This window comes from Pseudacidovorax sp. 1753 (genome assembly GCF_040544975.1).
Classification (GTDB): domain Bacteria; phylum Pseudomonadota; class Gammaproteobacteria; order Burkholderiales; family Burkholderiaceae_C; genus Xenophilus.
In genome coordinates this window covers 103,388-124,283 of the sequence record NZ_JBEPKY010000004.1, presented here as the reverse complement: position 1 = coordinate 124,283, position 20,896 = coordinate 103,388, and the positions used below count along the sequence as shown (strand labels likewise).

Sequence of the window (20,896 nt, the reverse complement as noted above, 5' to 3'; positions counted from 1 at the left end):
ATGCCCAGCAGCCCAGCCGCGCTCGACGGCATCAAGGTCCTCGACCTGTCCCGCGTGCTCGCGGGCCCCTGGTGCACCCAGATCCTGGCGGACCTGGGGGCGGACGTGGTCAAGATCGAGCGGCCTGGCGTGGGCGACGACACCCGCAGTTGGGGCCCGCCCTTCCTCAAGGACGCCGAGGGCCAGGACACCACGCAGTCCACCTACTTCACCGCCTGCAACCGCAACAAGCGGAGCATGACGGTGGACATGGCCTCGGCCGAGGGCCAGCAGATCCTGCGCCGGATGGCGGCCGAGGCCGACGTGGTGGTCGAGAACTTCAAGACCGGCGGCCTGGCCCAGTACGGGCTGGACTACGCCAGCCTGCGGGCCCTCAACCCGCGGCTGGTGTACTGCAGCGTGACCGGCTTCGGCCACGACGGTCCTTATGCCGAGCGGGCCGGCTACGACCTGATGATCCAGGCCATGAGCGGCATGATGAGCATCACCGGCCGGCCGGATGCGGAGCCCGGCGGCGGTCCGCTGCGGGTGGGCGTGGCGCTGATCGACCTGTTCACCGGCTGCTATGCCTCCACCGCCATCCTGGCCGCGCTGCGCGCGCGCGAGGCCAGCGGCGAGGGCCAGCACATCGACATGGCGCTGCTGGATGTCTCCATGGCCATCCTGGCCAACCAGGCCACCGCCTTCCTCAACACCGGCAAGCCGCCGCAGCGCCAGGGCAACACGCACCCCAGCCTTGCGCCGTACCAGGACATCGCCACGCAAGACGGATCGATGCTGCTGGCCATCGGCAACAACGGCCAGTTCGCGCGCTTCTGCGAGGCGGCCGGCCATGCCGAATGGGCGGCCGACGAACGCTTTGCCAGCAACACACTGCGCGTGAAGCACCGCGCCGAGCTGATCGCGCTGATGGAAGCCGTGACCCGCACCCGCACCACCGCCGAGTGGGTGACCCTGCTCGAAGACAAGGCCGTGCCCTGCGGCCCCATCAACGACATCGGCCAGGCCTTCGGCGACGCGCAGGTCCAGGCGCGCGGTCTGGCCGTCACGCTGCCGCGCGATGCGGGCGACGGGATCGAAGCCATTACCGGCGTGGCCAGCCCGCTGCGCCTGACCGCCACGCCGCCCGTGCTGCGCCGCGCGCCCCCGGCGCTGGGGCAGCACACGGACGAGGTGCTGGCGGAGCTGGGCTTTTCGGCCGACGAGGTCGCCCGGCTGAAGTCCAGCCAGGTCGTCTGATCAGGCGGCCGCCCGCGGCGCCTCGCGCCGCACCAGGTACAGCCCGCTGGCGATGATGATGGCGCTGCCCGCCAGCGTCCACGCGTCGGGCGTGGCGCGCCAGATCAGCCAGTCCAGCAGCAGGCCCCAGGCCAGGGCGCTGTATTCGAAGGGCGCCACGGCGGCGGCCTGGCCGTGGCGGAAGGCCTCCGAAATGGCCAGCTGCGCCAGGAAGCCCGCGACGGCCAGCGTCGCAATGGCCGGCACATGCTGCGCGGACACGGGCGTCCACACGGGCAGCGCCAGTGCGCCGCCGCCCACGGCCAGGCTGACGGTGGTCCAGAACACCAGCGCGCTGCTCGGCTCGGTACGGCTGGCCAGACGGCCCAGCACATTGCTCAGTGCATAGCAGGCGGCGGCGCCCAGCACGGCCAGGGCGCCGGTCGTGAGGAAGGCCTCGCCGTCCGGCCGCAGCGCCACCACCACGCCGCCGAAGCCCGCCACGATGGCCACCCAGTGCCGTGGCTGAATCCGCTCGCCCAGCAGGGGCACAGCGAGCAGGCTGATGAGCAGCGGCGCGACGAAGCTCAGCGTGTAGGCTTCGCCCAGCCCCATCGTGCGCAGACCGGAGGTGTACAGCACCAGCATCAACACGCTGAGCACGCCACGCATCAGATGCAGGCGCCAGCGCATGCCGCGGTGGAACACCTGCCCGCCCTCGCGTCGACACAGGATGTACAGCGCGATCATGGGCAGCGAACTCCAGCCCCGCAGCGCCACCACCTGGGCCGGCGCGAAGTGGCCGCCCAGCACCTTGAGCATGGCGTCCACCACGCCGAAGGCGGCACAGGCGGCCAGCATGGCGACGATGCCGCGCAGCGTGCCCGACAGGCGGGTGGCGACGAAGGTGCCGCTCACCGACCCGGCCCGCCGTGCCAGGCGGGATGCGCGTGCGAATGCGCCCTCATCCAGCGCGACCCAGCAGCGCGACGACGAAGACCAGCACACCCAGCACCAGGTTGAAGGCCACGCGCAGCCGGATGCGGTTGAGCGCCGCGCCGGCCTCGGGCCACTGGTGGGCAGCCACCGCGCGGCGCAGTGCCGGGAAGGCGCTGGCGCGGATGGTGATGTAGATGAGCGTCATCACCGCCGCCAGCCCCGCCATCGCATGCACCCGCCAGTGGGCGTTCGCGAAGCCGCCCATCTGCCCCAGCATCGCGAAGCCGCTGAGCCACAGTGTGGCGATCGCGATGTCCACGCCGATCAGGAAGCGGCGCAGCACGGCGGTCATCAGCGGCAGTCGCTGCGGCGGGGCCAGCAGCGCGGCCGCGGCCGGCCGCACGGCGAGGTGCAGCGTGGCCATGCCACCCACCCAGAAGGCGGCGGCGAGCACATGCAGCAGAAGAAGCAGGGCGTAGAGGATGGTGGGGCTCATGGGGGGTCGGGTTCTGGGGGAAGGTGGGGGATGCCTCGAAGGGCATGGGTCGGCCGATCATCCCATTGCCGCGCGTCGGACGGCACGCCGTGGCGGTGGCTCCAGCGCCAGCAGCTCGGCGGGCAGCGCGTCGTTCCAGACGTCGCGAAAGTAGGCGCGGTCGCTGGCCACCAGCTGCGGCAGCACGGCGCGCAGCCGGGCGAGGGCCGCGGCCGCGGTGCCCAGGTCGCGGCCATGGGCGGCGAACCAGGCCTGCTCGAACAGCAGGCCCGCCAGCTGCAGGCCGGGGTAGCGGCGCTGGCCCGCGTCGTGATCGGCCAGATGTTGCGCGGCCACCCCGGCCCAGCCGCCGCGCATGGCGGGGCCGTCCAGGCCGGGCGCGAGGCGGTCCTCCGCGCTCTCTTCGGCAAGGGCGCGGGGCGTGAGCGGTCGCAAGGCCGCGAACTCGGCCAATGGCAGGCCGGGGCGCGGCTGGCAGTCGCCGCGAGCGATGCGCATCAGGTAGATGGCATTCCACGCCGAGCGGCCCTGCCCATCGGCCAGGCTGCACAGCCATTCGCTGAACGCGATCCACTGCACCGCATGCCGGCGCGCCTGCGCACCGCGTGCCTGCGCCGCCGCCTGCACGCCCAGGCCCACGCGGTCGAACAGCCACACGGCCATGCCCATGTTGGCGGCCACGTGCTGGGCGGCGTTGAAGGCATGCGATTCGAAGGCCGCGGCCAGGGCGCGGCCGAAGTGCTGCATGGCCTCGTCGGCCTGCAGTGTGGCGGTGGCGGCGTCCGTGGTGACCAGGCCCAGCGCACGCGAGCGGCAGGCGAGCGCCCACAGGTTGCTCCACTCGAAGCGCACCTGCGGATGGTGGCGCAGCAGCGGCGCCTGCTGCGCATCGCGCGTCATGGCGGCCAGCTGGGTCTGGGCCTGCGGCAGATCGCGGGCGGTGTAGCTGCACCACGCGCCCACGATGGCGGCCATCGCGCCCAGGTAGTCGTGGCTGGCCACCTGGCGGGCCAGGCGCTGGCGTTGCAGGGCGGCCAGGCGCTTGCGGGCCTGTGCGTCGTCGCCCAGGCGGCGCCAGAGCAGCGCCTCGTTGAGCGTGACCAGCGCGCGCTGGTAGTCGTCCTGGGCCAGGTCGGCCGCCTGGCGCATGGCGGCCAGCGCGCTGGTGGGCGCTTTGGCATCGCGCCGGCCTTGCACCGGAGCGGCCCAGCGGCCCTGCCGCATGGCCTGCTGCGCGGCGGCGAGCTGGTGCCAGAAGCGGGCGTCCTGCAGTTGCACCGCGCTGGCCTGTGCTTCTGCGGCGCTGGTACGAGCGCGCCGCGGCGATGCGGAAAGACCCAGGAACGCCGCCACATCGGCCGGCCGGGCCACCTGCTCGTCGACGCGCAGACGCAGGCGCCGCGCCTCGGCGGCAGGCAGCCAGAAGGGACCCTGGCTGCGGCCCTCGGCATTGAGGAAGCGCGGGTCGCGCGCCGCGTCCGGGCCCCAGCCCACGCGTAGGCCCCAGGCCTTGAAGTCGCGGAAGGCGCGACTGACCACCATGCGCAGGGTTCGCGCGGACGACACCTGCCCGCGCAGGGCATCGAGCGCCACCACCTCGCCAATTCGCTGCGCATGGTGCAGCCGCACCAGCAGCCACAGCGATTGATAGGCCGCCGGCCGGCCGCCCACCGACTGGGGCGAGCTGAGTTCGATGTCGATGGAGGGCAATGGCATGGGGAAGACGGCGATGTGACAGGTGTGACAGCAGTGCGGCGCGGGCGGCCCCGCGGGCTTGGTGGCCGGGGCGGGCCTTCCTACGATGCGGGCTCGTCGCGACGCCCTTGCCCTTGACCGCCTGCCCCGCATTGTGGGCGGCCTTCCCGCACCCATCATCTGTCCACAGGATCTCCATGACCTTCCGCTACCCGGCTGCTTCTCTTGAACTCGCGCAGCGCCGTCGCCTTCTGTCCGCCCTCGCCGCCGCGCCGCTGGTGCTGGCCACGACGGCATGCGCCACCGCCGCCGCGCCCGCCGACCGCGAGGCGCAGGCCGCGCTGAAAGCCCTGGACGAGGGCTTCGATGGCCGGCTCGGCGTGTTCGCGCTCGACACCGGCTCCGGCGCCACGCTGGGCCATCGTGCGGGCGAACGCTTTCCCATGTGCAGCAGCTTCAAGGCCGTGCTGGCGGCGTCCACGCTGGACCGCAGCCGTCGGCAGCCGGACTGGCTGGCCCACCGCGTGCGCTATGCCAAGGCCGACCTGGTCAGCTATTCGCCCGTCACCGAGCGCCATGTGGGCGAGGGCATGACCGTGGCCGAACTCTGCGCCGCCACGGTGCAGTACAGCGACAACGGCGCCGCCAACCTGCTGATGGCCCAGAGTGGCGGCCCGCAGGCGCTCACCGCCTTCGCGCGCAGCCAGGGCGACAGCATCTTCCGGCTCGACCGCATCGAGCCCGCACTCAACAGTGCCATTCCGGGCGACGAGCGCGACACCACCACGCCCGAGGCCATGGCCCGGCTGCTGCAGCGGCTGGTGGTGGGCGAGGGCCTGCCGCCGCGCGAGCGCCAGCAGCTGGCCGACTGGCTGCGTGGCAACACCACGGGCGCGCGACGCATCCGCGCGGGCGTGCCGGCGGCCTGGACCGTGGGTGACAAGACGGGCACCGGCGCCCACGGCTCGGCCAGCGACATCGGCATCGTGTGGCGTCCGGGCATGGCACCGCTGGCCCTGGCCATCTACACGACGCGGCCGAAGGCCGATGCACCGGCCGACGAGGCCGTGATCGCCGAAGCGGCGCGCATCGTGGCCCGCTGGGCGGGCGCGGGACGGCCGGCCTGAGCCCGCGTTCGCCCAACAGGGCCATCGGGCGTTCGCGTCGATGCCGCGCCGCCCGCGCTGTCACGGGCGCAACAGCGCCGGGCGCGTGCGCCGGTCAACATGGGCGAGCGCCCATCCACGGCCCCGCGTGGAGGCACCTTGAACGGAGACCTGAATGTCCATGTCGCTGCCTTCCGACCGCGTCGCCATCGATCCGACGCGCGACAGCTTCAAGCAGTTGTTCGACCAGGTGCCGGCGGACACCCCGGTGCTCATGCTCAACCTGCTGGCCTTCCGCGCGCAGGCCGCCGATGCACCGGGCGCGCCGGTGCGCTCGGGCCGCGCCGCCTACGCCACCTACAGCGAGGCGGTGGTGCCGCTGCTGGCGAAGGTCGGCGGGCAGGTTCGCTGGGTCGGCGATGCGCGCCATGCGCTGGTGGCGCCGCCCGGCGAGGCCTGGGACGAAGTGCTGCTGGTGGAGTACCCCACGCGCGACGCCTTCGCCGCCATGATCCAGTCGCCCGAGTACCGGGCCATCGTGCATCACCGCACGGCGGCGCTGCGCGATGCGCGGCTGATCGCCACCACGCAGCGGCCCTGAGGCTCCGCCTCAGCGGCCCAGATGGCCGAGCAGTTCGCAGCGGCCCACGCCCAGGTCGTTGAGCTCGTGCTGGCCCATCGCCATCAGCAGCGCGCCCTCTTCCCGCAGGCGTCGCGCCTGGATGCGGCGAACGCGCTGCTGCGCTGCTTCATCGCGCAGACGCTGCAGCAGGCCGGCGCGGGCCGGCTTCGCCGTAGCCTCGACCATGGCCTCGCGCGGCACGGCACCCGGCACGATGGCGCGACGGGGTGTGGCGGCGCTCGGGCAGGCGGTGGCGGGTTGCAGCACGAGGGTGTTCATGATCGGCTCCTGGCGTGTGTTTCTGGCACGAAGTGGTGAAAGGAGCCGCGATCATGCGCCGCGGGGCAGCATCGGAGAAGTTGAGAGTTCTGAGGGCTGCGATCAGAATGCCTGATGCGCCAATTGAACCTCGACCAGGTGCGCACCCTGGTCGCCATCGCCGACCTCGGCAGCTTCTCGGCCGCCGCCCAGGCCCTGCACCTGGCCCAACCCACCGTGAGCTTGCATGTGAGTGAGCTGGAGTCGCGGCTGGGCGTGCCGCTGCTGCTGCGCTCACCGCGGCATGTGCAGCCCACGCCAGCGGGGGCCGAGCTGGTCGAGCGTGGCCGTCGCCTGTTGCGCGATGCCGACGAAGCCATGGACGCCGCCCGGCGGCGGCATGCGGGCCTGGAGGGGCGGGTGCGCATCGGCGTCTCCACCACCAGCGTGGTGGTCGACCTGCTGCCGCCGGTCTTCGAGGCGCTGGCCGCCCGCTATCCGGGCATCGAGCTGTCGCCGGTGTTCGTGGGCTCGGCCGACTCGGCCACCGGACTGGTGGCGGGTTCGGTCGATCTGGCCGTCGTCGCCCTGCCCCAGCCGGCCCTGCCCGGCGTGCGCTTCACGCCCTGGCTGCGGCACGAGATGCGGGCGCTGGTGCCCGCAGCCTGGCCCGGCCTGCCCAAGCGCGCCACCCCCGCCTGGCTGGCGCAGCGGCCGCTCATCATGAACGAGCCCGGCACGCGCATGCAGACGCTCACGCTCGAATGGTTCGGTCGCGCCGGCTTCTCGCCGCGGGCCCGCATCGAGCACAACTACGACGTCGCGATGCGCGGCCTGGTCGAGGCCGGCTATGGCGCCGCGCTGCTGCCGCTGCGGGCCAGCCATGAGGAGGCCGCCGGCTCGCGCGTGCGGGTGCTGCCGCTCAGCCCCCGGCTGGTGCGTCAGCTGGTGATCGGACACCGAACCCAGGAGCCCGCCGGCGGTCCGGTGCGGCGGGTGGTGGACATGCTGATGGAGATGGCGGGCCAGGTGGGTTGAAGGGCGCGCCGGCTCGTGCCGTCCATGCAATCACGCCGTGCTGGTCCGCGTCGGCTGCGGGGCATCGTTCAATGCCCGACGGCGGCGCCCGGCGCCGGCCCGGTATAGCGTGCACGCGGCCGGATCAGCGTGCCCGTGGCCTGCTGCTCCAGCGCATGGGCGATCCAGCCCACGGCACGCGCCAGGGCGAACAGCACCAGCGGCGCATGCGCCGGCAGCCGGTGGGCGGTGGTGAGCGCTGCGAGTGCGAAGTCCACGTTGGCCTTTTCGCCCATCAATCGCTCGCCCACCTCCCGCAATTCGGCATAGGGCGCAGGCAGATCGATGCGGGCGAGCAGCGCCTGGCATCGCACGTCGCCCTGCGGATAGAGCGGATGGCCGAAAGCGGGCAGCCGCCGGCCCAGCGACAGCCATTCGTGCATCGCCGCGTCCACGCCCTCGCGCTCGGCCGCGCGGACCAGGCCCAGCGTGGCACGGGCCGCGCCGCCATGAAGTGGGCCGCTCAGCGCCGCGAGGCCACTCAACACGCTGGCAGCCAGCGAGGCGCCGGTGGAGGCCGTGACGCGCGTCGCGAAGGTGGAGGCATTGAGTTCGTGGTCGGCCAGCAGCACCAACGCGCGCCGGATCAGGTCGGCGGCCTTCGGCCGGCGCCAGACGGCGGCCAGGCGCTCGTGCACCCGCTCGCCGCGCGACGGGCCGGCCAGTGCATCGGCCAGCAGGCCCATGAGTCCTGCTGCTTCATGGAGCAGCGCGAGGCGGCCCCGCCCCCGCCCTGGCGGATCCGCCGCGGCCCTCACGGCCAGCGCCGTCATCGCGCTCGCGAGCGGGGCGGTAAACGAAGCCGGTGCGCCCGTCGGTCCCGGAGAGGCAAAGGGATACGCCGGCCCGTCCCACAGCAGCGCGGACACCTGCTCCAGCGTGCCCTCTTCTGCCAGCGCACAGGCATCCTGCCCGCGGTAGTAGAGCCGCCCGGCCACCACCGTCGAAATGCCCGAAGCCAGCACCGGCTCGCCCCACTGGATGGCCTCTCCCGCCAGCGCTGCGTCGCTGCGCCGGCCCTGCCGGCGCGCGGCCAGGCGTTGCACGTCGTCGCGGTGGTAGAGGCTGCGCCGCGGGTCGGCCGTGTCAGCCCGCGTGCGGATGCGCCCGCGGCTCACGTTGGCATAGAGCGTCTGCGGACGCACTTTCAGCAAGGCCAGGGCATCGGCGGCAGGCAGCCACAGCGGCAGCTTCTCGGCAGCGGTCATGTTGATGAAATGAATCAAGATTGACGTCAACATTGTGCGGTTTCCACAATGCCTCGCATCCCCAACGACACACGAAAGGCGGCGACATGACGGACGATGACAACAACGGGCTCGAGGGCGTGGTGGCGGCCCACACGGTGCTGTCCGAGGTGGACGGCGCCGCGGGCCGGCTGGTGCTGCGCGGCCATGCGCTGGACGATATCGCTGGCCGCTGGCGCTACGAAGAGGTGCTGGCGCTGCTCTGGCAGGGCTTCTTCGCGCAGCTGCCTGCGGCGCCGGAGCTGGCCCTTGCGCTGGGCCGTGCGCGCACCGACGTGGCGGCCCTGCTGCGCGCGGACGATCGCGCCGCGCTGTCGGCCCTGACGCCGCTGGAAGCCATGCGCGCCCTTCTCGCCCGCGTGCCCGACGGCGACGATCTGCCTACGGCCTTGCGCCTGGTGGCGGCGCCCGTCGTCTTCACGGCAGCGGTCCTGCGCTGGAAGGCGGACGAGTCGGCCCTTGCGCCCGAGCCCGAGGCTTCCCATGCGGCCGACTTCCTGCGCATGGTGTCTGGCCGGCCGGCCACGTCGGCCCAGGCGGCGGCGCTCGACGCCTACCTGGTCACGGTGGCCGACCACGGCCTCAACGCCTCGACCTTCGCCGCGCGTGTCGTCGCGTCCACGGGCGCCGGCCTGGCCTCGGCCGTGCTCGCGGGCCTGAGCGCGCTCAAGGGCCCGTTGCATGGCGGCGCGCCCGGGCCGGTGCTGGACATGCTCGATGCCATCGGCCATGCCGATGCGGCCGCGCTCTGGCTGGACGCCGCGCTGGACCGCGGCGAGCGGCTGATGGGCTTCGGCCACCGCATCTATCGGGTGCGCGATCCGCGCGCCGACGCGCTGAAGAAGGCACTGCGTGGACTTGCTCAGGCCGGCGGCGTGGAGGCCGGCCGCGTCGCGCTGGCCGAGGCGGTGGAGCGCGCCGCCCTCGCCTCGCTGCAGGCCCGCAAGCCGGGCCGCGTGCTGGAGACCAATGTCGAGTTCTACACCGCCCTGCTGCTCGAAGCCGTGGGCCTGCCGCGCGAGGCCTTCACCGCCGTCTTCGCGGCCGGCCGGGTCGGCGGCTGGGTGGCGCATGCGCGCGAGCAGGTGCAGCGCGGGCGGCTGATCCGGCCGCAGTCGGTGTACGTGGGGCCGGCACCCGCGGCGGCTGACAAGGTGGCCGAGCCGGCGGTTGCCTGACGACAGTTGCTCGAAGTCGTTGGGGTGGGCCATGGTGAGCGCGCGTCTTTGGCATCGCCGAAGCCGGTGCCACTTAGACTCCGCGCCCCGTGTCGACCTGCGTGCATCCGCCGCGGGTCGGCATGGGCTGCAGAAAGCGAACCATGGCCACTTCCGACGCGTGCGATCCCGAGCTTGTCCCCACCCACACCACCGTCGCCGCGCGTTCCGTGGCGGGCTGGGCGCAGCGGCACTATGGGTTGGCGGTGGAGCACTGTGTGCTGATCCGCCGTGGTCTCAATGACAACTACGCCCTGCGCGTGGCGGGTGGCGTGCGCCACGTGGCGCGGCTCTACACCATCCGCCCGCGTGGCCCCTTCAACGTCGATTTCGAGACCGCGCTGCTGAAGCACCTGCAAGGCCGCGGCGTGGGCGTGGCCGCCCCCGTCGATACGACGGCGGGCGGCTCGCATGTGCGTCTGCCGTGTCCCGAAGGCGAGCGCGGGTTGGCACTCTTCCACCACGTCGAAGGCGCCGTGCCGGACGCTCTGGACGACTTCGCCGCGACCGGCGAGGTGCTGGCCCGCATGCATGCCGCCGCGCGGGACTACGCCGGCCCGCCCAGCCTCTACGCACTCGATGGCCACGGCTTGGCCGGCCGCACGCTCGCCTGGTTGCGGGCCTATCCCGGCCTCGATGCCGGCGTGCTCGCCAGCTACGAATCGCTGATCGGTTCCTTGCTGGAGGAGCTTGCCGCGGCCGAGCCCGCGCTGACCCGCGTGCTGTGCCACGGCGACACCCATGGTTTCAACAACCATGTGGTGGCCGACGAAGCGGGCAGCAAGCGCGCGGTCCTCTTCGACTTCGACGATGCGGGGCCGGGCTTCCTGGCCTACGACCTGGGCGTGATGCCTTGGTCCTACCTGCTCCGCAAGGGCCTGCGCGAAGCCGACGACCTGCTGCGCGAGCGCTGGACGCACTATCTGGCCGGCTACCGCGCTGCGGGTGGCTTGATCACCGACGCGGATCTGGCGGCCCTGCCGTTGTTCATCCAGCTGCGCCATCTCTGGAACCTGGGCGAGGGCGTCGGGCGCCTGCACCATTGGGGAACCAGCGTGGCGCCCGAGGACTGGCTGCGCAAGCAGATCGAGGTGATGGCGGCGTGGAAGAGGCTGGATCTGGGCCCGGCGTCCGCCGACAGCGTGGGGGGCCCGCCCGTGTGACGATGCCGTCATGCGCCCGACCGACGCCACCGTCCGCCTCACCATCGCCGACCTGCTTGAACGCCGTGCCACCGAGGCGACGGTCTGCCCCTCGGAGGTGGCCCGTGCGCTGTCGGCGGACGATTGGCGACCGCTCATGCCGCAGGTCCGGGCTGTTGCCATCGAGATGGCGAGGCAGGGCAATCTGGAGATCCGCCAGCATGGCCGAGCTTTGTCACCCGAAGCGGCGTTGCGCGGCCCGATCCGGCTGGGCCGCACGAGCTCGGCCGCCGCCGCTGGTGCACACACCGGCGGCCATCCCACCACGCCCGACGGGCGCTACTTCGTCGTGCGGGGCCGGCTCTGGCGCAAGGCCAACCCGGACCTGCCGCAAGACAAGCGCGATGCCCTCTTGCGCCAACTGATGGACGCCCGCCGTGCCCTGCGCGGCCGTCGCTCCGAAGCCGAACGCCAGGCCGCGCGCCAACAGGTCGACCAGGCCAAGCGGGCCCTGGGCGAGCGCGGGCCCGTGTGGTGGACCGACGGCGCGCCCGACTTCAACCGCCGCATGGCCCGCAACACGCCCTACCGCGACTGGTTCGCCGCGCTGCCGGAAGGTTGAGCCGGACGCAGCCCCAGCCACAGCAGCGCCGCCGCGATCAGGCCCAGCGGCAGCAGCGAGCCCAGGTTCAGCAGCGTCCAACCCCGCGTGGTGACCAGGGCACCCGACGCGAAGGAGGTGCCCGCCAGCACGGCGAACTGCAGGAAGTTCATCGCCCCCTGCGCCCGGTTGCGCTCCTGCGGCGTGTGCGATTGCAGCGAGAGCGTGGTGCTGCCGGTGAACAGGAAGTTCCAGCCCACGCCCAGCAGGAAGAGCGCGATGGTGAAGTGGTGCAGTTCCACGCCCGACAGCGCGATGGCCACGCACAGCATGTTCAGCAGCACGCCCGTGCCCATGATCGGCAGCGTGCCGAAGCGCTGGATCAGGTGGCCGGTGAAGAAGCCGGGCGCGAACATGCCGATCACATGCCACTCCAGCACGAAGGCCGCGTCCGAGAAGGGCAGGCCGCACTGCTGCATGGCCAGCGGCGTGGCCGCCATCAGCAGGTTCATCACGCCATAGGCCAGCGCGCCGCCCATCGCCGCAACCAGGAAGGTGGGCTGCCGCAGCAGTTGCGCCACGCTGCGGCCGGCGGAGGCCGAAGAGGTGGCCAGCGGCGGCGGAAAGCGCATCAGGGCCAGCAGGCCCATGGCCAGCAGCGCGACCACCGCCAGCGCCAGGTAGGCGCCGACGAAGGGCGCGGCCGTGAGGTCGCGCGTGCGGGCCGCCAGGTTGGGCCCGACGATGGCGCCGATCAGCCCACCCGCCATCACGTACGACACCGCCTTGCTGCGCATGGCCGGCGCGCACAGCTCGGCCGAAGTGAAGCGGTAGAGCTGGCCGTTGGCCGAGTAGTAGCCCGCCAGCAGCGTGGCGGCGCACAGCAGCCAGAACTGGCGCGTGAAGGCCGCGAAGGCGCACAGCAGGGCCGAGCCCAGCGCCACGAGCAGGCCGAGGAAGAAGCCCGTCTTGCGCCCGAGGCGCCCCTGCACCCAGGCCACCGGCGCGGTGAACAGCGCGCCGCCCACCACATAGCCCATGACCGGCAAGGTCGCCATCCAGCCATGGGGCGCGAGGGCCAGCCCCACCAGGCCGTTGATGGCGATGAAGGTCACGTTGTTGGTGAGGAACAGCCCCTGCAGGGCCGTCAGCAGCCAGAGGTTGCGGTTCATCGTGCCGCCGGCGGCGTCTCCAGCAGCCGGACCACGCTGTGCAGCAGGCGGTTCAGCGGCACCGGCACGCCCAGTGCATCGCCGCGGCGCACCACGTAGCCGTTGATGTGGTCGATCTCGGTGGGCTTGCCGCGCATCAGGTCCTGCGCGGTGGAGGAGAACTGCGCCGGCATGGTGGCCGCGATGGCGTCCACCGCCGCATACGGATCGCCCGGCACCTGCACGCCATCGGCGCGGGCCACCGCCAGGCATTCGTCGGCGATGGCACGCAGCGTCGGCAGGATGCCCGGCGCGGGGTAGAGCACGCCGTAGGGCTGGCGCGTGATGGCCGACAGCGCGTTGTAGGCGGCATTGAGGATCAGCTTGGCCCACAGCGCGCCGATGGCCTGCGCCGACACCTCGGTGGGCACGCCGGCGGCCTCCAGCAGGGCCGCGACGTCGGCACTGCGCGCCGACGGGCCGATCACCAGTTCGCCGCGGCCGTGGTGACGCAGATGGCCGGGTCCTTCCATCTCGGTGGCGACGTAGACCACGGCCGGCACCACCATCTGCTGCGGCAGCACCGCCTGCAGGCGCTCGGCGTTGTCCACGCCGTTCTGCAGGCTCAGCACCAGCGCACCGGCCGGCAGATGCGCGCGAATCTGTTCGCCTGCGGCCGCGGTGTCGGGCGACTTGACGCAGAACAGCACCAGGTCGGCGCCGGCCACGGCCTCGGGGCCGGTCGCCGCCTGCAGCGGCACCTGCTCGTCGAAGCGCGTGGTCTGCATGCGCAGCCCCTTGGCGCGCACCGCCTCCACATGGACGGGCCGGCCGATCAGAACCACCGAATGGCCCGCGCGGGCCAGCATGCCCCCGTAGTAGCAGCCGACCGCGCCGGCGCCCATCACTGCGACCTTCATCCTTCGCTCCTTCAGAAAACGGAAAGCCCGGTGCGGGCCACGAACAGTTCCAGCGCCCGCATGCCCAGGTGCGAGTTGCCCGTGGCGTCGAGCGCGGGCGACCACACGCACAGCGTGAGCCGGTCGGGCACCACGGCCACGATGCCACCGCCCACGCCGCTCTTGCAGGGCAGCCCGATGCGGAAGGCGAATTCGCCCGCCGCGTCGTAGGTGCCGCAGGTGAGCATCAGCGCATTGATGCGGCGCGCCTGGCGCTCGGTCACCACCTGCTCGTCGGCATTGGAGGGATGCGCGCCATCGCGTGCCAGGTAGCCAGCCGCGCGGGCCAGCTGGCGGCAGCTCAGGGCCAGCGCGCACTGGTGGAAGTACAGGTCCAGCACCTCGGCCACCGGGTGGTCCAGCTTGCCGAAGCTCTTCATGAAATGGGCCAGCGCCAGGTTGCGGTGGCCGGTGGCGGCCTCGGAGGCGGCGACCTCCTCGTCGAAGACGACCGGCTCGCCCGCGAGGTGGCTCAGGAAGCCGCGCAGCGTGTCCCGCGCATCGGCGCCGTAGAGGTCGACGATGCGGTCGGCCACCGCGATGGCGCCGGCATTGATGAAGGGATTGCGCGGCTTGCCCTGCTCGCTCTCCAGCTGCACCAGCGAGTTGAAGGGATTGCCCGAAGGCTCGCGCCCGATGCGCGCCCACAGTTCGGCCTCGGGCATGTGCCGCATGGCCAGCGTGAGCGAGAAGAGCTTGGAGATGCTCTGGATCGAGAAAGGCACATCGCCATCGCCTGCCACGGCCTCGTGGCCGTCGCAGGTGCGCAGCGCGATGCCGAAGCGGTGGGCGTCCACGCGGGCCAGGGCGGGGATGTAGCTGGCGACCTTGCCCTCGCGCCCCGCCTCGGGCTGCAGGGTGTGGACGATGTCGTCGAGGACGGCCTGGAAGTCGAGGGAGCTGTTCATGGAAAAGGGGGTGGTGGCTGCCCGTTCGGACGCCCCTGCATATGGAAGAAACTTTCTTCAGTTTGTACGTCGAGCTTCAGCCTCTGCGGTTCAGCAACACCAGCCCCACCGATACACCGGCCAACGCCGCCACCAGCTGCGCCGTCAGCGGCTCGCGCAGCAGCAGCACGCCGAAGAGCAGCGCGAACAGCGGCGTGAGGAAGGTGAAGGGGGAGATGCGGGTGGCCGGGTAGTGCCGCAGCAGCCACATCCAGGCCAGGTAGCTGGCGAAGGCACCGATGAAGGTCTGGGCCGCGATGGAGGTCCAGGCGTAGGCCGAATAGCCCAGGCCCCAGGTCTCGCCGCGCACCAGCGAGGCCACCGGTACCACCACGGCCGTGACGGCCAGTTGATAGAACAGCGTCTTCTCGGCACTGGCGGTGGCCAGCCGGCTGCTGCGGATCACCAGCGTGGTCAGCCCCCACAGCAGGCCCGCCAGCAGGGCCAGCGCGTCGCCCCGCAACTGCCCGGGCTGGGCATGGCCCAGGCTTTCGCTGAAGGCCACCACCACGGCCGCGAAGGCCAGGGCCAGGCCGATCCACTGCACGCCCCGCAGCCGTTCGGCCGGCACCAGCCGCGGCAGCAGCAGGGCCACGAAGAAGGGCGAGGTGTAGAGGAAGACGGTGAGCCGCGAGGCGGTGGTCAGCTGCAGGCCCAGGTAGATGCAGATGAACTCGCCGGAAAACAGCAGCCCCGCCAGCAGCCCGGCCGCCAGCGTCCCGTCGCGCCGGAACAGCGCCACGCCGCGCACCGCGCACCACAGCAGCAGCAGCACGGTGGCCCCCACCATGCGCAGCGTGGCCTGCCACATGGGCGGCACCTCCGCCACGGTGGTCTTGATGAGGATCTGCTGCAGGCCCCAGAACGCACAGCAGGCGACGAGGATCAGGAGGGCTCGGGTGTCGAGGTGGTCTTTGCGATCGGTCATGCAGCGGGCGGCGTTGTCTCGGCGGTCTTCTGGGGTCAGCCGCCGATCCTAGCCCGCGGGGCTAAAAGCTGCTGGGCGCGTGCAGGGCCTGTGCACGGTGTGCGTCCGAGGTGGCATGCACCCGCTGGATGGGCGCCCTTGCCACGTCGCGCCGCGCGATGGTGGCCACCTCGCGCATCAGCGCGCGGGCGTCCCAGTCCACCGGCCAGCCCTGCCACAGCCGCAGTGCGCCCTGCACGAAGACGGCATCGATCTGGTCGCGGTTGGCGAAGCGCACCAGCTCCCAACCCAGGTCCCAGCTGGGCACGAACTCGGGCACGTCGACGTCGAGCAGCAGGAAGTCGGCCGCGTGGCCTGCATCGATGCGGCCGGTGATGTGGCCCAGGCCCGCGGCGCGCGCGCCTTCGTGCGCAGCATGGTCCAGCCAGGTCCAGCCGCCGCCGCAGGAGGAGTCGCCCTTGGCGATGCCCTGGGTCAGGCGCTGGGCCATCTCGGCGGCGTCCATCAGGCGCAGCGCATCGGCGCGCGTGCCGTCGGTGCCCAGGCCGAAGGGCACGCCCAGCATCTGCAAGAGGCCGGCGTCGAGCACGGCATTGCCCTTCCAGGCGCTGGCCACGGGGTTGTAGGCCACGGCGGCGCCGCTGTCGCGCAGCAGGCCCAGCTCGCGCGGAGTCAGCAGCGTGGCATGGGCGAGCAGCGCGCTCTCGTTGAGTGCGCCCACGGCGTGCAGCAACTCCAGCGGACGCAGGCCGCGTGCGACCAGCGAGCGCTCGACGGCGGCCAGGTGCTCGTTCACATGGGTCTGGAAGCGCACGCCGGCTTCGCGGGTGAGCGCGGCCACGTCGCGCAGCATGCGGTCGGTGGCCGCCTCGGGGATGGAGATGGCCAATGACGGATGCACCAGCGGATCGTGCTCGTGCGCGGCGAGGAAGCCCGCCGCGCGGTCGAGGATGCGGCGCGCGCCGGCCTCGCCCTCGGTGTTGCCGGCGTCGTTGCAGATCAGGCCCAGCACGCAGCGGATGCCCACCTCGCGCGCGGCGCGTGCCACGCCGCCCAGGCCCTCTTCGGAGCGCGTGCCGGCATCGACCACGGTGGTGAAGCCGCCGCGCAGCGACTCCAGCGCGGCCAGTTTGGCCGACAGGTAGGCGGCGTGCTCGTCCAGCACGCCTTCCATCGGCACCCAGATGCGGCGGAAGATCTCCGACGGCTCGCCGAAGGCCAGCGACTTGCCGAAGGCCTGCGTGAGGTGGGTGTGGATGTCGATGAGGCCGGGCATCAGCAGATGGTTCGGGGCCTCGTGCACCGGCAGGCCCGGATGGGCGGCCCGCACCTCGTCGACGGGGCCGACCTGCGTGAAGCGGCCGTTCTGCACGGCGACGGCCAGGCCCTGCCTCATGCCGCCCCGCTGCAGCAGGTGGCCGGGGGCGATCAGGAGCGGGGCATCGCCGGCGGAGCGGAGTTGGTCAACGGACAGCATGGGAGAAGGTGCTCGGAAAGGCGCGCTCACAACGTGGCGCAGAAAGGACGTGTCACTTCAGGATCAGCAGGGCGAACCAGCCACCCGTGGCCAGCAGCAGCACGGCCACGCCGCGTTGCAGTTGGGCGATGGGCAGCCGCCGCGCGGCGCGCTGGCCCAGCAGGCTTCCGGCCATCAGCAGCAGGCCGCACATCAGTGCCAGTCGCCAGTCCAGCCGGCCGGCCAGCGCGTGGACGGTGCTGGCGGACACGGCCACCGGCAGCTGCACCGCCTGCGCCGCGGCGACCGCGAAGACCAGCGGCTGGCGCAGCAGCATCAGCAGCGGCAGCAGCAGCACCGGGCCGCCGGTGCCCGTCAGCGCCGAGCCGGCACCGACCGCCGCACCCAGCGCCGCGAGCGCCCCGCTGCCCAGCGTCGGTGCGCCTTCGTGGACGCCGGCCGACGCCGGCCGCAGCCCGCGCCAGCCTGCCAGCAGCACCAGCGCCGTGACGCCGGCCAGCAGCACCTGCACCGGCAGCCAGCGCACCACCAGCGCGCCGACCACCGCACCCACGAGCGCACCCGCGAGCAGCGGCACGCAGCGGTGCGCCAGTTCGGGCCGCTGCCGCAGGGGGCCGAGCGCCACCAGCGCCGGCAGCAGGAAGGCCAGCGACGAGGCCGCGATGGCCTGCGGTGCCGGCACGCCGCCCAGCGTGGTCAAGAGCGGCACCACCAGCACGCCACCGATGCCCGTCGCGCCGATCAGCGCGCCGGCCGCCAGCAGCAGCGGCGTGACGATCCAGGCGTGGGCGATCAGCGGCATGTCGGTGGCCTCATCGTCATTCGGCCTTGATGCCGGCTTTGTTCACGACGTCCTGAATGGTCTGGCGCTCCTTCTTCAGGTAGTCGCCGAAGGCCGGGCCGGTGGTCACCACGGGGCGCACGGCGATCTCGCCCAGGCGGCGCACCACCTCGGGGTCCTTCATCGTGGTCTGGATGGCCTCGGCCAGCTTCGCGGCGACTGGGGCCGGCACGTTGGCGGGCGCCAGGATGCCCAGCCAGGAGTCCAGCTCGAAGCCCTTCAGGGCCGGCGTCTCGGCCAGGGCCGGCACCTGCGGCGCGATGGGCGCGCGGGCGGCGGAGGTGACGCCCAGGCCCTTGACCTTGCCGTCCTTGATGAAGGGCAACGCCAGCGACAGCGGCAGCACCGCCAGGTCCAGCTGGCCGCCGGCCACGTCGGTCAGCACCTGCGGGCCCGACTTGTAGGGCACATGCACGATGTCGATGCCGGCGCGCTGCTTGATGAGCTCGGCCGTCACATGCAGCGAGGTACCCACGCCGTCGGTGCCGAAATTCAGCTGCCCCGGGTGCGCCTTGGCGTACGTGATCAGCTCGGCGGCACTCTGCGCCGGCAGCTGCGGCTTGCCGACCAGCACGAAGGGCGAGAAGCCGACGGTGGCGATGGGCGCGAAGTCCTTGAAGGTGTCGTAGCGCACGGCCGAGGGCGCCACCAGCGGTGCCACGTTGAGCGGGCTGGCCACGGCGAACAGCAGCGTGTAGCCGTCGGCCGGCGCACGGGCCGCCTTCTGCGTGCCGATGGTGCCGGCGGCCCCGGCCACGTTGTCGATCACCACCGGCTGGCCCAGCACCTCGCCCAGCTTGGCGTTGACCAGGCGGGCCGTCGCATCGACGCCGCCGCCGGCCGCGAACGGTACGATCAGCGTGACCGGTTTGGCCGGCCAGGCCTGGGCCTGTGCGGCGCCGGGCCATGCGGCCAGGGCCATGCCCGCCGCCAGGGCGGCAGCCAGGGTGCGGCGGGTGGAGCTCAGGGAATGGGCGGTGCGGGCGGGATGGGCCATGGTCGTTCCTCGTTCGGCAGTGTTGAAGGATGGAAAAGCACCTCGACGGTGCGAGAATCTACTCGTTATGACAAGTTATAACAAGCGATGCAAGCGGCATGCCAGCCGTGCGGAAGGGCCGCGCCTTGGCTGAGATTCCCCAGTCGCTGCATGCCCGCCTGCGCGATGAACTGCGCGCCGCCATCCTCGACGCCCGACTGAAACCGGGCGACAAGCTGCCGTCCGAATCCGAGTTGCAGGCGGCCCATGGCGTCAGCCGGATCACCGTGCGCCAGGCGCTCGGCGCGCTGCAGGCCGAGGGCCTGATCGTCAAGCTGCACGGAAAGGGTGCGTTCGTCTCGCACCCGAAAGCGGCGCAGAGCCTCAACCGCCTGCAGGGCCTGAACGAGGCGCTGGCCGCCGAGGCGCGCGCCGTCAGCAACAAGCGCCTGGCCTGGCGCGAGGTGCGGGCCCCCGCCGCCGTGGCGCAGAAGCTGGGCCTGTCAGGCAACACCACCGTCTACCACCTGCAGACCGTGCGCTACCTGGAGCGCGAGCCGCTGTCGGTCAACAACTCCTGGCTGCTGGCCACGCTGGGCGAGCGCCTGTCGCGGGTGGACTTCTCCCAGCGCGACCTGATCGACGTGTTCGAGCACGAGGGCGGCATCGCCGTCGGGCGCGCCGACCTGGAGATCGGCGCCGGCACCGCCCGCGCGGCGGATGCCCGCCTGCTCAAGCTCGAAACCGGCGCGCCCGTGCTGGAGGTGGAACGCGTCGTGCATGACCAGACCGGCACGCCGGTGCATGTGGAAAGCGCCGTCTACCGCGCCGACACCTTCCGCTACCGGCTGAGCCTGCAACGCTAGAAGGGCCCGCCAACCTGCCCGCGCAGCCCGCCGCGTCACGATTGCCCGCCGACCTTCCTCAACGCCTTTGCCCGCCGCCATGACCGCTGCCTCCACCATCCCCGTCATCAACATCGCCGCCCTCGCCTCGCCCGATGCCGACGCCCGTCGCCGCGTGGCGGCCGAGGTGGGCGCCGCCTGCCGGGACATCGGCTTCTTCGCCATCACCGGCCACGGCGTGCCGGCCGAAGTGATCGACGGCGCCTTCGCCGCCAGTCGCGACTTCTTCGCCCAGCCGGTGGCCGACAAGGCCGCGCTGGCCTATGCCTCGCTCAGCCACAACCGTGGCTACGTGGGCATGGGCGTGGAGGCGCTGGACGAGAAGCGCGGCGCCGACCAGAAGGAGGCCTTCAACCTCATCTGGACCGACGAGGCCACCCGTCCCCCCAATGCCTGGCCCGCCCTGTCCGGCTGGCGCGCGCCGGTGCAGGCCTACTTCGATGCCGTGTTTGCCGCCGCCAGCCGCCTGCATGCGGCCTTCGCGCTGGACCTGGGCCTGCCCGAGGACTTCTTCGCCGACAAGATCGACCGACCCCTGGCCACACTGCGCCTGTTGCACTACCCCGCTGGGCAGGCGGCCGACCAGGGCGTGGGCGCGGGTGCGCACACCGACTACGGCAACGTCACGCTGCTGGCCACCGATGGCGTGTCGGGCCTTCAGGTGCAGGGCCGCGCCTGCGACGAGTGGATCGACGTGCCGCCCCTGCCCGGCGCCTTCGTCTGCAACATCGGCGACTGCCTGATGCGCTGGACCAACGACGTCTACCTGTCGACGCCCCATCGCGTGGTGCGACCGGCCGCCGAGCGCTACTCGATCGCCTTCTTCCTCGACCCGAATCCGGAGGCGCTGGTCAGCGCCATTCCCAGCTGCGTGGCGCCCGGCGAAGCGCCGCGGCATGCGCCGGTGACGACGCAGGCCTACCTGCAGGCCCGCTTTGCGGCCACCTACGGCGCCGCTGCGACGGCGCCGGCTGGTTGAGCAGCGGCGGGCGCCGACTGCCCGCCAGTCCCACCTGAGTCCTGCGACCCTGCGATGGTGTGGCGTGCGGCGGCCGTGGGCAGCTCCATACCGCTGCCCTCGGGCACGGGGCATC

The 20,896-nt window shown here is 72.3% G+C and carries 21 protein-coding genes; 9 read left to right on the top strand and 12 right to left on the bottom strand.

Annotation, left to right across the window (positions count from 1 at the left end):
- Positions 1 to 1,239, top strand: a complete 1,239-nt coding sequence (locus ABIC63_RS06350; RefSeq protein WP_354319113.1) for a CaiB/BaiF CoA transferase family protein — start codon at positions 1 to 3, stop codon at positions 1,237 to 1,239.
- On the opposite strand, the gene ABIC63_RS06345 is transcribed toward ABIC63_RS06350, so the two are convergent.
- Genes ABIC63_RS06345 through ABIC63_RS06335 form a run of 3 tightly spaced genes read right to left on the bottom strand, consistent with a single transcriptional unit; the run spans position 1,240 to position 4,369 of the window.
- The gene (locus tag ABIC63_RS06345; protein WP_294366226.1) at positions 1,240 to 2,136 is read right to left on the bottom strand and encodes a DMT family transporter; all 897 of its coding nucleotides are present in this window, start codon (positions 2,134 to 2,136) and stop codon (positions 1,240 to 1,242) included. It abuts the gene before it with no gap.
- A gap of 46 nt (positions 2,137 to 2,182) precedes the next feature.
- Positions 2,183 to 2,653 carry a CopD family protein gene (locus ABIC63_RS06340; protein ID WP_294366228.1) on the bottom strand — a complete coding sequence of 157 codons (471 nt, stop codon included), beginning with the start codon at positions 2,651 to 2,653 and terminating at the stop codon, positions 2,183 to 2,185.
- A 57-nt stretch (positions 2,654 to 2,710) separates the two neighbouring features.
- Complete coding sequence (locus ABIC63_RS06335; RefSeq protein ID WP_354319112.1) at positions 2,711 to 4,369, bottom strand: hypothetical protein; 1,659 nt, start codon at positions 4,367 to 4,369, stop codon at positions 2,711 to 2,713.
- A gap of 176 nt (positions 4,370 to 4,545) precedes the next feature.
- On the opposite strand from ABIC63_RS06335, the gene bla reads away from it, so the two are divergent.
- Together bla and ABIC63_RS06325 are read left to right on the top strand one after the other, a co-directional pair.
- Positions 4,546 to 5,475, top strand: coding sequence for a class A beta-lactamase (bla, locus tag ABIC63_RS06330; RefSeq protein ID WP_354319111.1), 930 nt, complete (start codon positions 4,546 to 4,548; stop codon positions 5,473 to 5,475).
- Positions 5,476 to 5,629: 154 nt separating this feature from the next.
- The gene (locus ABIC63_RS06325; protein WP_295530645.1) at positions 5,630 to 6,055 is read left to right on the top strand and encodes a DUF1330 domain-containing protein; all 426 of its coding nucleotides are present in this window, start codon (positions 5,630 to 5,632) and stop codon (positions 6,053 to 6,055) included.
- 9 nt (positions 6,056 to 6,064) lie between these two features.
- Here the strand turns inward: ABIC63_RS06325 and ABIC63_RS06320 are convergent, their stop codons facing one another.
- A complete protein-coding gene (locus tag ABIC63_RS06320) occupies positions 6,065 to 6,355 on the bottom strand; it encodes a hypothetical protein (protein ID WP_294366238.1) in 291 nt (96 codons plus the stop codon).
- Between the two features lie 114 nt (positions 6,356 to 6,469).
- On the opposite strand from ABIC63_RS06320, the gene ABIC63_RS06315 reads away from it, so the two are divergent.
- A complete protein-coding gene (locus tag ABIC63_RS06315; protein ID WP_354319110.1) occupies positions 6,470 to 7,372 on the top strand; it encodes a LysR family transcriptional regulator in 903 nt (300 codons plus the stop codon).
- Positions 7,373 to 7,440: 68 nt separating this feature from the next.
- On the opposite strand, the gene ABIC63_RS06310 is transcribed toward ABIC63_RS06315, so the two are convergent.
- Positions 7,441 to 8,619 (bottom strand): citrate synthase, encoded by a 1,179-nt coding sequence (locus tag ABIC63_RS06310; protein ID WP_354319109.1) that lies wholly within the window; start codon positions 8,617 to 8,619, stop codon positions 7,441 to 7,443.
- An 86-nt stretch (positions 8,620 to 8,705) separates the two neighbouring features.
- On the opposite strand from ABIC63_RS06310, the gene ABIC63_RS06305 reads away from it, so the two are divergent.
- The 3 genes from ABIC63_RS06305 to ABIC63_RS06295 all read left to right on the top strand — a co-directional run bounded on the left by ABIC63_RS06305 (position 8,706) and on the right by ABIC63_RS06295 (position 11,639).
- Positions 8,706 to 9,836 (top strand): citrate synthase/methylcitrate synthase, encoded by a 1,131-nt coding sequence (locus ABIC63_RS06305; RefSeq protein ID WP_354319108.1) that lies wholly within the window; start codon positions 8,706 to 8,708, stop codon positions 9,834 to 9,836.
- A gap of 143 nt (positions 9,837 to 9,979) precedes the next feature.
- Entirely contained in the window at positions 9,980 to 11,038 is a 1,059-nt protein-coding gene (locus ABIC63_RS06300; protein ID WP_354319107.1) for a phosphotransferase enzyme family protein, read from the top strand.
- Between the two features lie 10 nt (positions 11,039 to 11,048).
- Positions 11,049 to 11,639: a DUF3253 domain-containing protein gene (locus ABIC63_RS06295; protein ID WP_354319106.1), complete on the top strand. Its 591-nt coding sequence runs from the start codon at positions 11,049 to 11,051 to the stop codon at positions 11,637 to 11,639.
- Here ABIC63_RS06295 and ABIC63_RS06290 read toward each other — a convergent pair.
- The 7 genes from ABIC63_RS06290 to ABIC63_RS06260 form a co-directional block, all read right to left on the bottom strand.
- Entirely contained in the window at positions 11,603 to 12,790 is a 1,188-nt protein-coding gene (locus ABIC63_RS06290) for an MFS transporter (protein ID WP_354319105.1), read from the bottom strand. The genes ABIC63_RS06295 and ABIC63_RS06290 overlap by 37 nt on opposite strands.
- On the bottom strand, positions 12,787 to 13,689 hold the full coding sequence (locus ABIC63_RS06285; RefSeq protein WP_354319104.1) for a ketopantoate reductase family protein: 903 nt from the start codon (positions 13,687 to 13,689) through the stop codon (positions 12,787 to 12,789). The genes ABIC63_RS06290 and ABIC63_RS06285 overlap by 4 nt, the downstream gene beginning before the upstream one ends.
- An 11-nt stretch (positions 13,690 to 13,700) precedes the next feature.
- Positions 13,701 to 14,636, bottom strand: coding sequence for a glutaminase (locus ABIC63_RS06280; protein WP_354319103.1), 936 nt, complete (start codon positions 14,634 to 14,636; stop codon positions 13,701 to 13,703).
- Between the two features lie 76 nt (positions 14,637 to 14,712).
- Positions 14,713 to 15,603 carry a DMT family transporter gene (locus ABIC63_RS06275; protein WP_234193618.1) on the bottom strand — a complete coding sequence of 297 codons (891 nt, stop codon included), beginning with the start codon at positions 15,601 to 15,603 and terminating at the stop codon, positions 14,713 to 14,715.
- A 61-nt stretch (positions 15,604 to 15,664) separates the two neighbouring features.
- Positions 15,665 to 17,080: an amidohydrolase family protein gene (locus ABIC63_RS06270; RefSeq protein ID WP_354319102.1), complete on the bottom strand. Its 1,416-nt coding sequence runs from the start codon at positions 17,078 to 17,080 to the stop codon at positions 15,665 to 15,667.
- A gap of 52 nt (positions 17,081 to 17,132) precedes the next feature.
- Positions 17,133 to 17,882, bottom strand: a complete 750-nt coding sequence (locus ABIC63_RS06265; protein WP_354319101.1) for a TSUP family transporter — start codon at positions 17,880 to 17,882, stop codon at positions 17,133 to 17,135.
- Positions 17,883 to 17,898: 16 nt separating this feature from the next.
- Positions 17,899 to 18,918 carry a Bug family tripartite tricarboxylate transporter substrate binding protein gene (locus tag ABIC63_RS06260; protein WP_354319100.1) on the bottom strand — a complete coding sequence of 340 codons (1,020 nt, stop codon included), beginning with the start codon at positions 18,916 to 18,918 and terminating at the stop codon, positions 17,899 to 17,901.
- 125 nt (positions 18,919 to 19,043) lie between these two features.
- Between ABIC63_RS06260 and ABIC63_RS06255 the strand changes: the two genes are divergently transcribed.
- Entirely contained in the window at positions 19,044 to 19,763 is a 720-nt protein-coding gene (locus ABIC63_RS06255; protein ID WP_354319099.1) for a GntR family transcriptional regulator, read from the top strand.
- 79 nt (positions 19,764 to 19,842) lie between these two features.
- Positions 19,843 to 20,781 (top strand): isopenicillin N synthase family dioxygenase, encoded by a 939-nt coding sequence (locus ABIC63_RS06250; protein WP_354319098.1) that lies wholly within the window; start codon positions 19,843 to 19,845, stop codon positions 20,779 to 20,781.
- Positions 20,782 to 20,896: the final 115 nt, after the last annotated feature.

What these genes read in the sequence shown, in the direction of transcription:
- ABIC63_RS06350 (WP_354319113.1), top strand. Translation starts at nt 1, where the DNA reads ATGCCCAGCAGCCCAGCCGCGCTCGACGGCATCAAGGTCCTCGACCTG.
- ABIC63_RS06340 (WP_294366228.1), bottom strand. Translation starts at nt 2,653, where the DNA reads ATGAGCCCCACCATCCTCTACGCCCTGCTTCTTCTGCTGCATGTGCTC.
- ABIC63_RS06335 (WP_354319112.1), bottom strand. Translation starts at nt 4,369, where the DNA reads ATGCCATTGCCCTCCATCGACATCGAACTCAGCTCGCCCCAGTCGGTG.
- bla (WP_354319111.1), top strand. Translation starts at nt 4,546, where the DNA reads ATGACCTTCCGCTACCCGGCTGCTTCTCTTGAACTCGCGCAGCGCCGT.
- ABIC63_RS06325 (WP_295530645.1), top strand. Translation starts at nt 5,630, where the DNA reads ATGTCCATGTCGCTGCCTTCCGACCGCGTCGCCATCGATCCGACGCGC.
- ABIC63_RS06320 (WP_294366238.1), bottom strand. Translation starts at nt 6,355, where the DNA reads ATGAACACCCTCGTGCTGCAACCCGCCACCGCCTGCCCGAGCGCCGCC.
- ABIC63_RS06315 (WP_354319110.1), top strand. Translation starts at nt 6,470, where the DNA reads ATGCGCCAATTGAACCTCGACCAGGTGCGCACCCTGGTCGCCATCGCC.
- ABIC63_RS06310 (WP_354319109.1), bottom strand. Translation starts at nt 8,619, where the DNA reads ATGACCGCTGCCGAGAAGCTGCCGCTGTGGCTGCCTGCCGCCGATGCC.
- ABIC63_RS06305 (WP_354319108.1), top strand. Translation starts at nt 8,706, where the DNA reads ATGACGGACGATGACAACAACGGGCTCGAGGGCGTGGTGGCGGCCCAC.
- ABIC63_RS06300 (WP_354319107.1), top strand. Translation starts at nt 9,980, where the DNA reads ATGGCCACTTCCGACGCGTGCGATCCCGAGCTTGTCCCCACCCACACC.
- ABIC63_RS06295 (WP_354319106.1), top strand. Translation starts at nt 11,049, where the DNA reads ATGCGCCCGACCGACGCCACCGTCCGCCTCACCATCGCCGACCTGCTT.
- ABIC63_RS06290 (WP_354319105.1), bottom strand. Translation starts at nt 12,790, where the DNA reads ATGAACCGCAACCTCTGGCTGCTGACGGCCCTGCAGGGGCTGTTCCTC.
- ABIC63_RS06285 (WP_354319104.1), bottom strand. Translation starts at nt 13,689, where the DNA reads ATGAAGGTCGCAGTGATGGGCGCCGGCGCGGTCGGCTGCTACTACGGG.
- ABIC63_RS06280 (WP_354319103.1), bottom strand. Translation starts at nt 14,636, where the DNA reads ATGAACAGCTCCCTCGACTTCCAGGCCGTCCTCGACGACATCGTCCAC.
- ABIC63_RS06275 (WP_234193618.1), bottom strand. Translation starts at nt 15,603, where the DNA reads ATGACCGATCGCAAAGACCACCTCGACACCCGAGCCCTCCTGATCCTC.
- ABIC63_RS06270 (WP_354319102.1), bottom strand. Translation starts at nt 17,080, where the DNA reads ATGCTGTCCGTTGACCAACTCCGCTCCGCCGGCGATGCCCCGCTCCTG.
- ABIC63_RS06265 (WP_354319101.1), bottom strand. Translation starts at nt 17,882, where the DNA reads ATGCCGCTGATCGCCCACGCCTGGATCGTCACGCCGCTGCTGCTGGCG.
- ABIC63_RS06260 (WP_354319100.1), bottom strand. Translation starts at nt 18,918, where the DNA reads ATGGCCCATCCCGCCCGCACCGCCCATTCCCTGAGCTCCACCCGCCGC.
- ABIC63_RS06250 (WP_354319098.1), top strand. Translation starts at nt 19,843, where the DNA reads ATGACCGCTGCCTCCACCATCCCCGTCATCAACATCGCCGCCCTCGCC.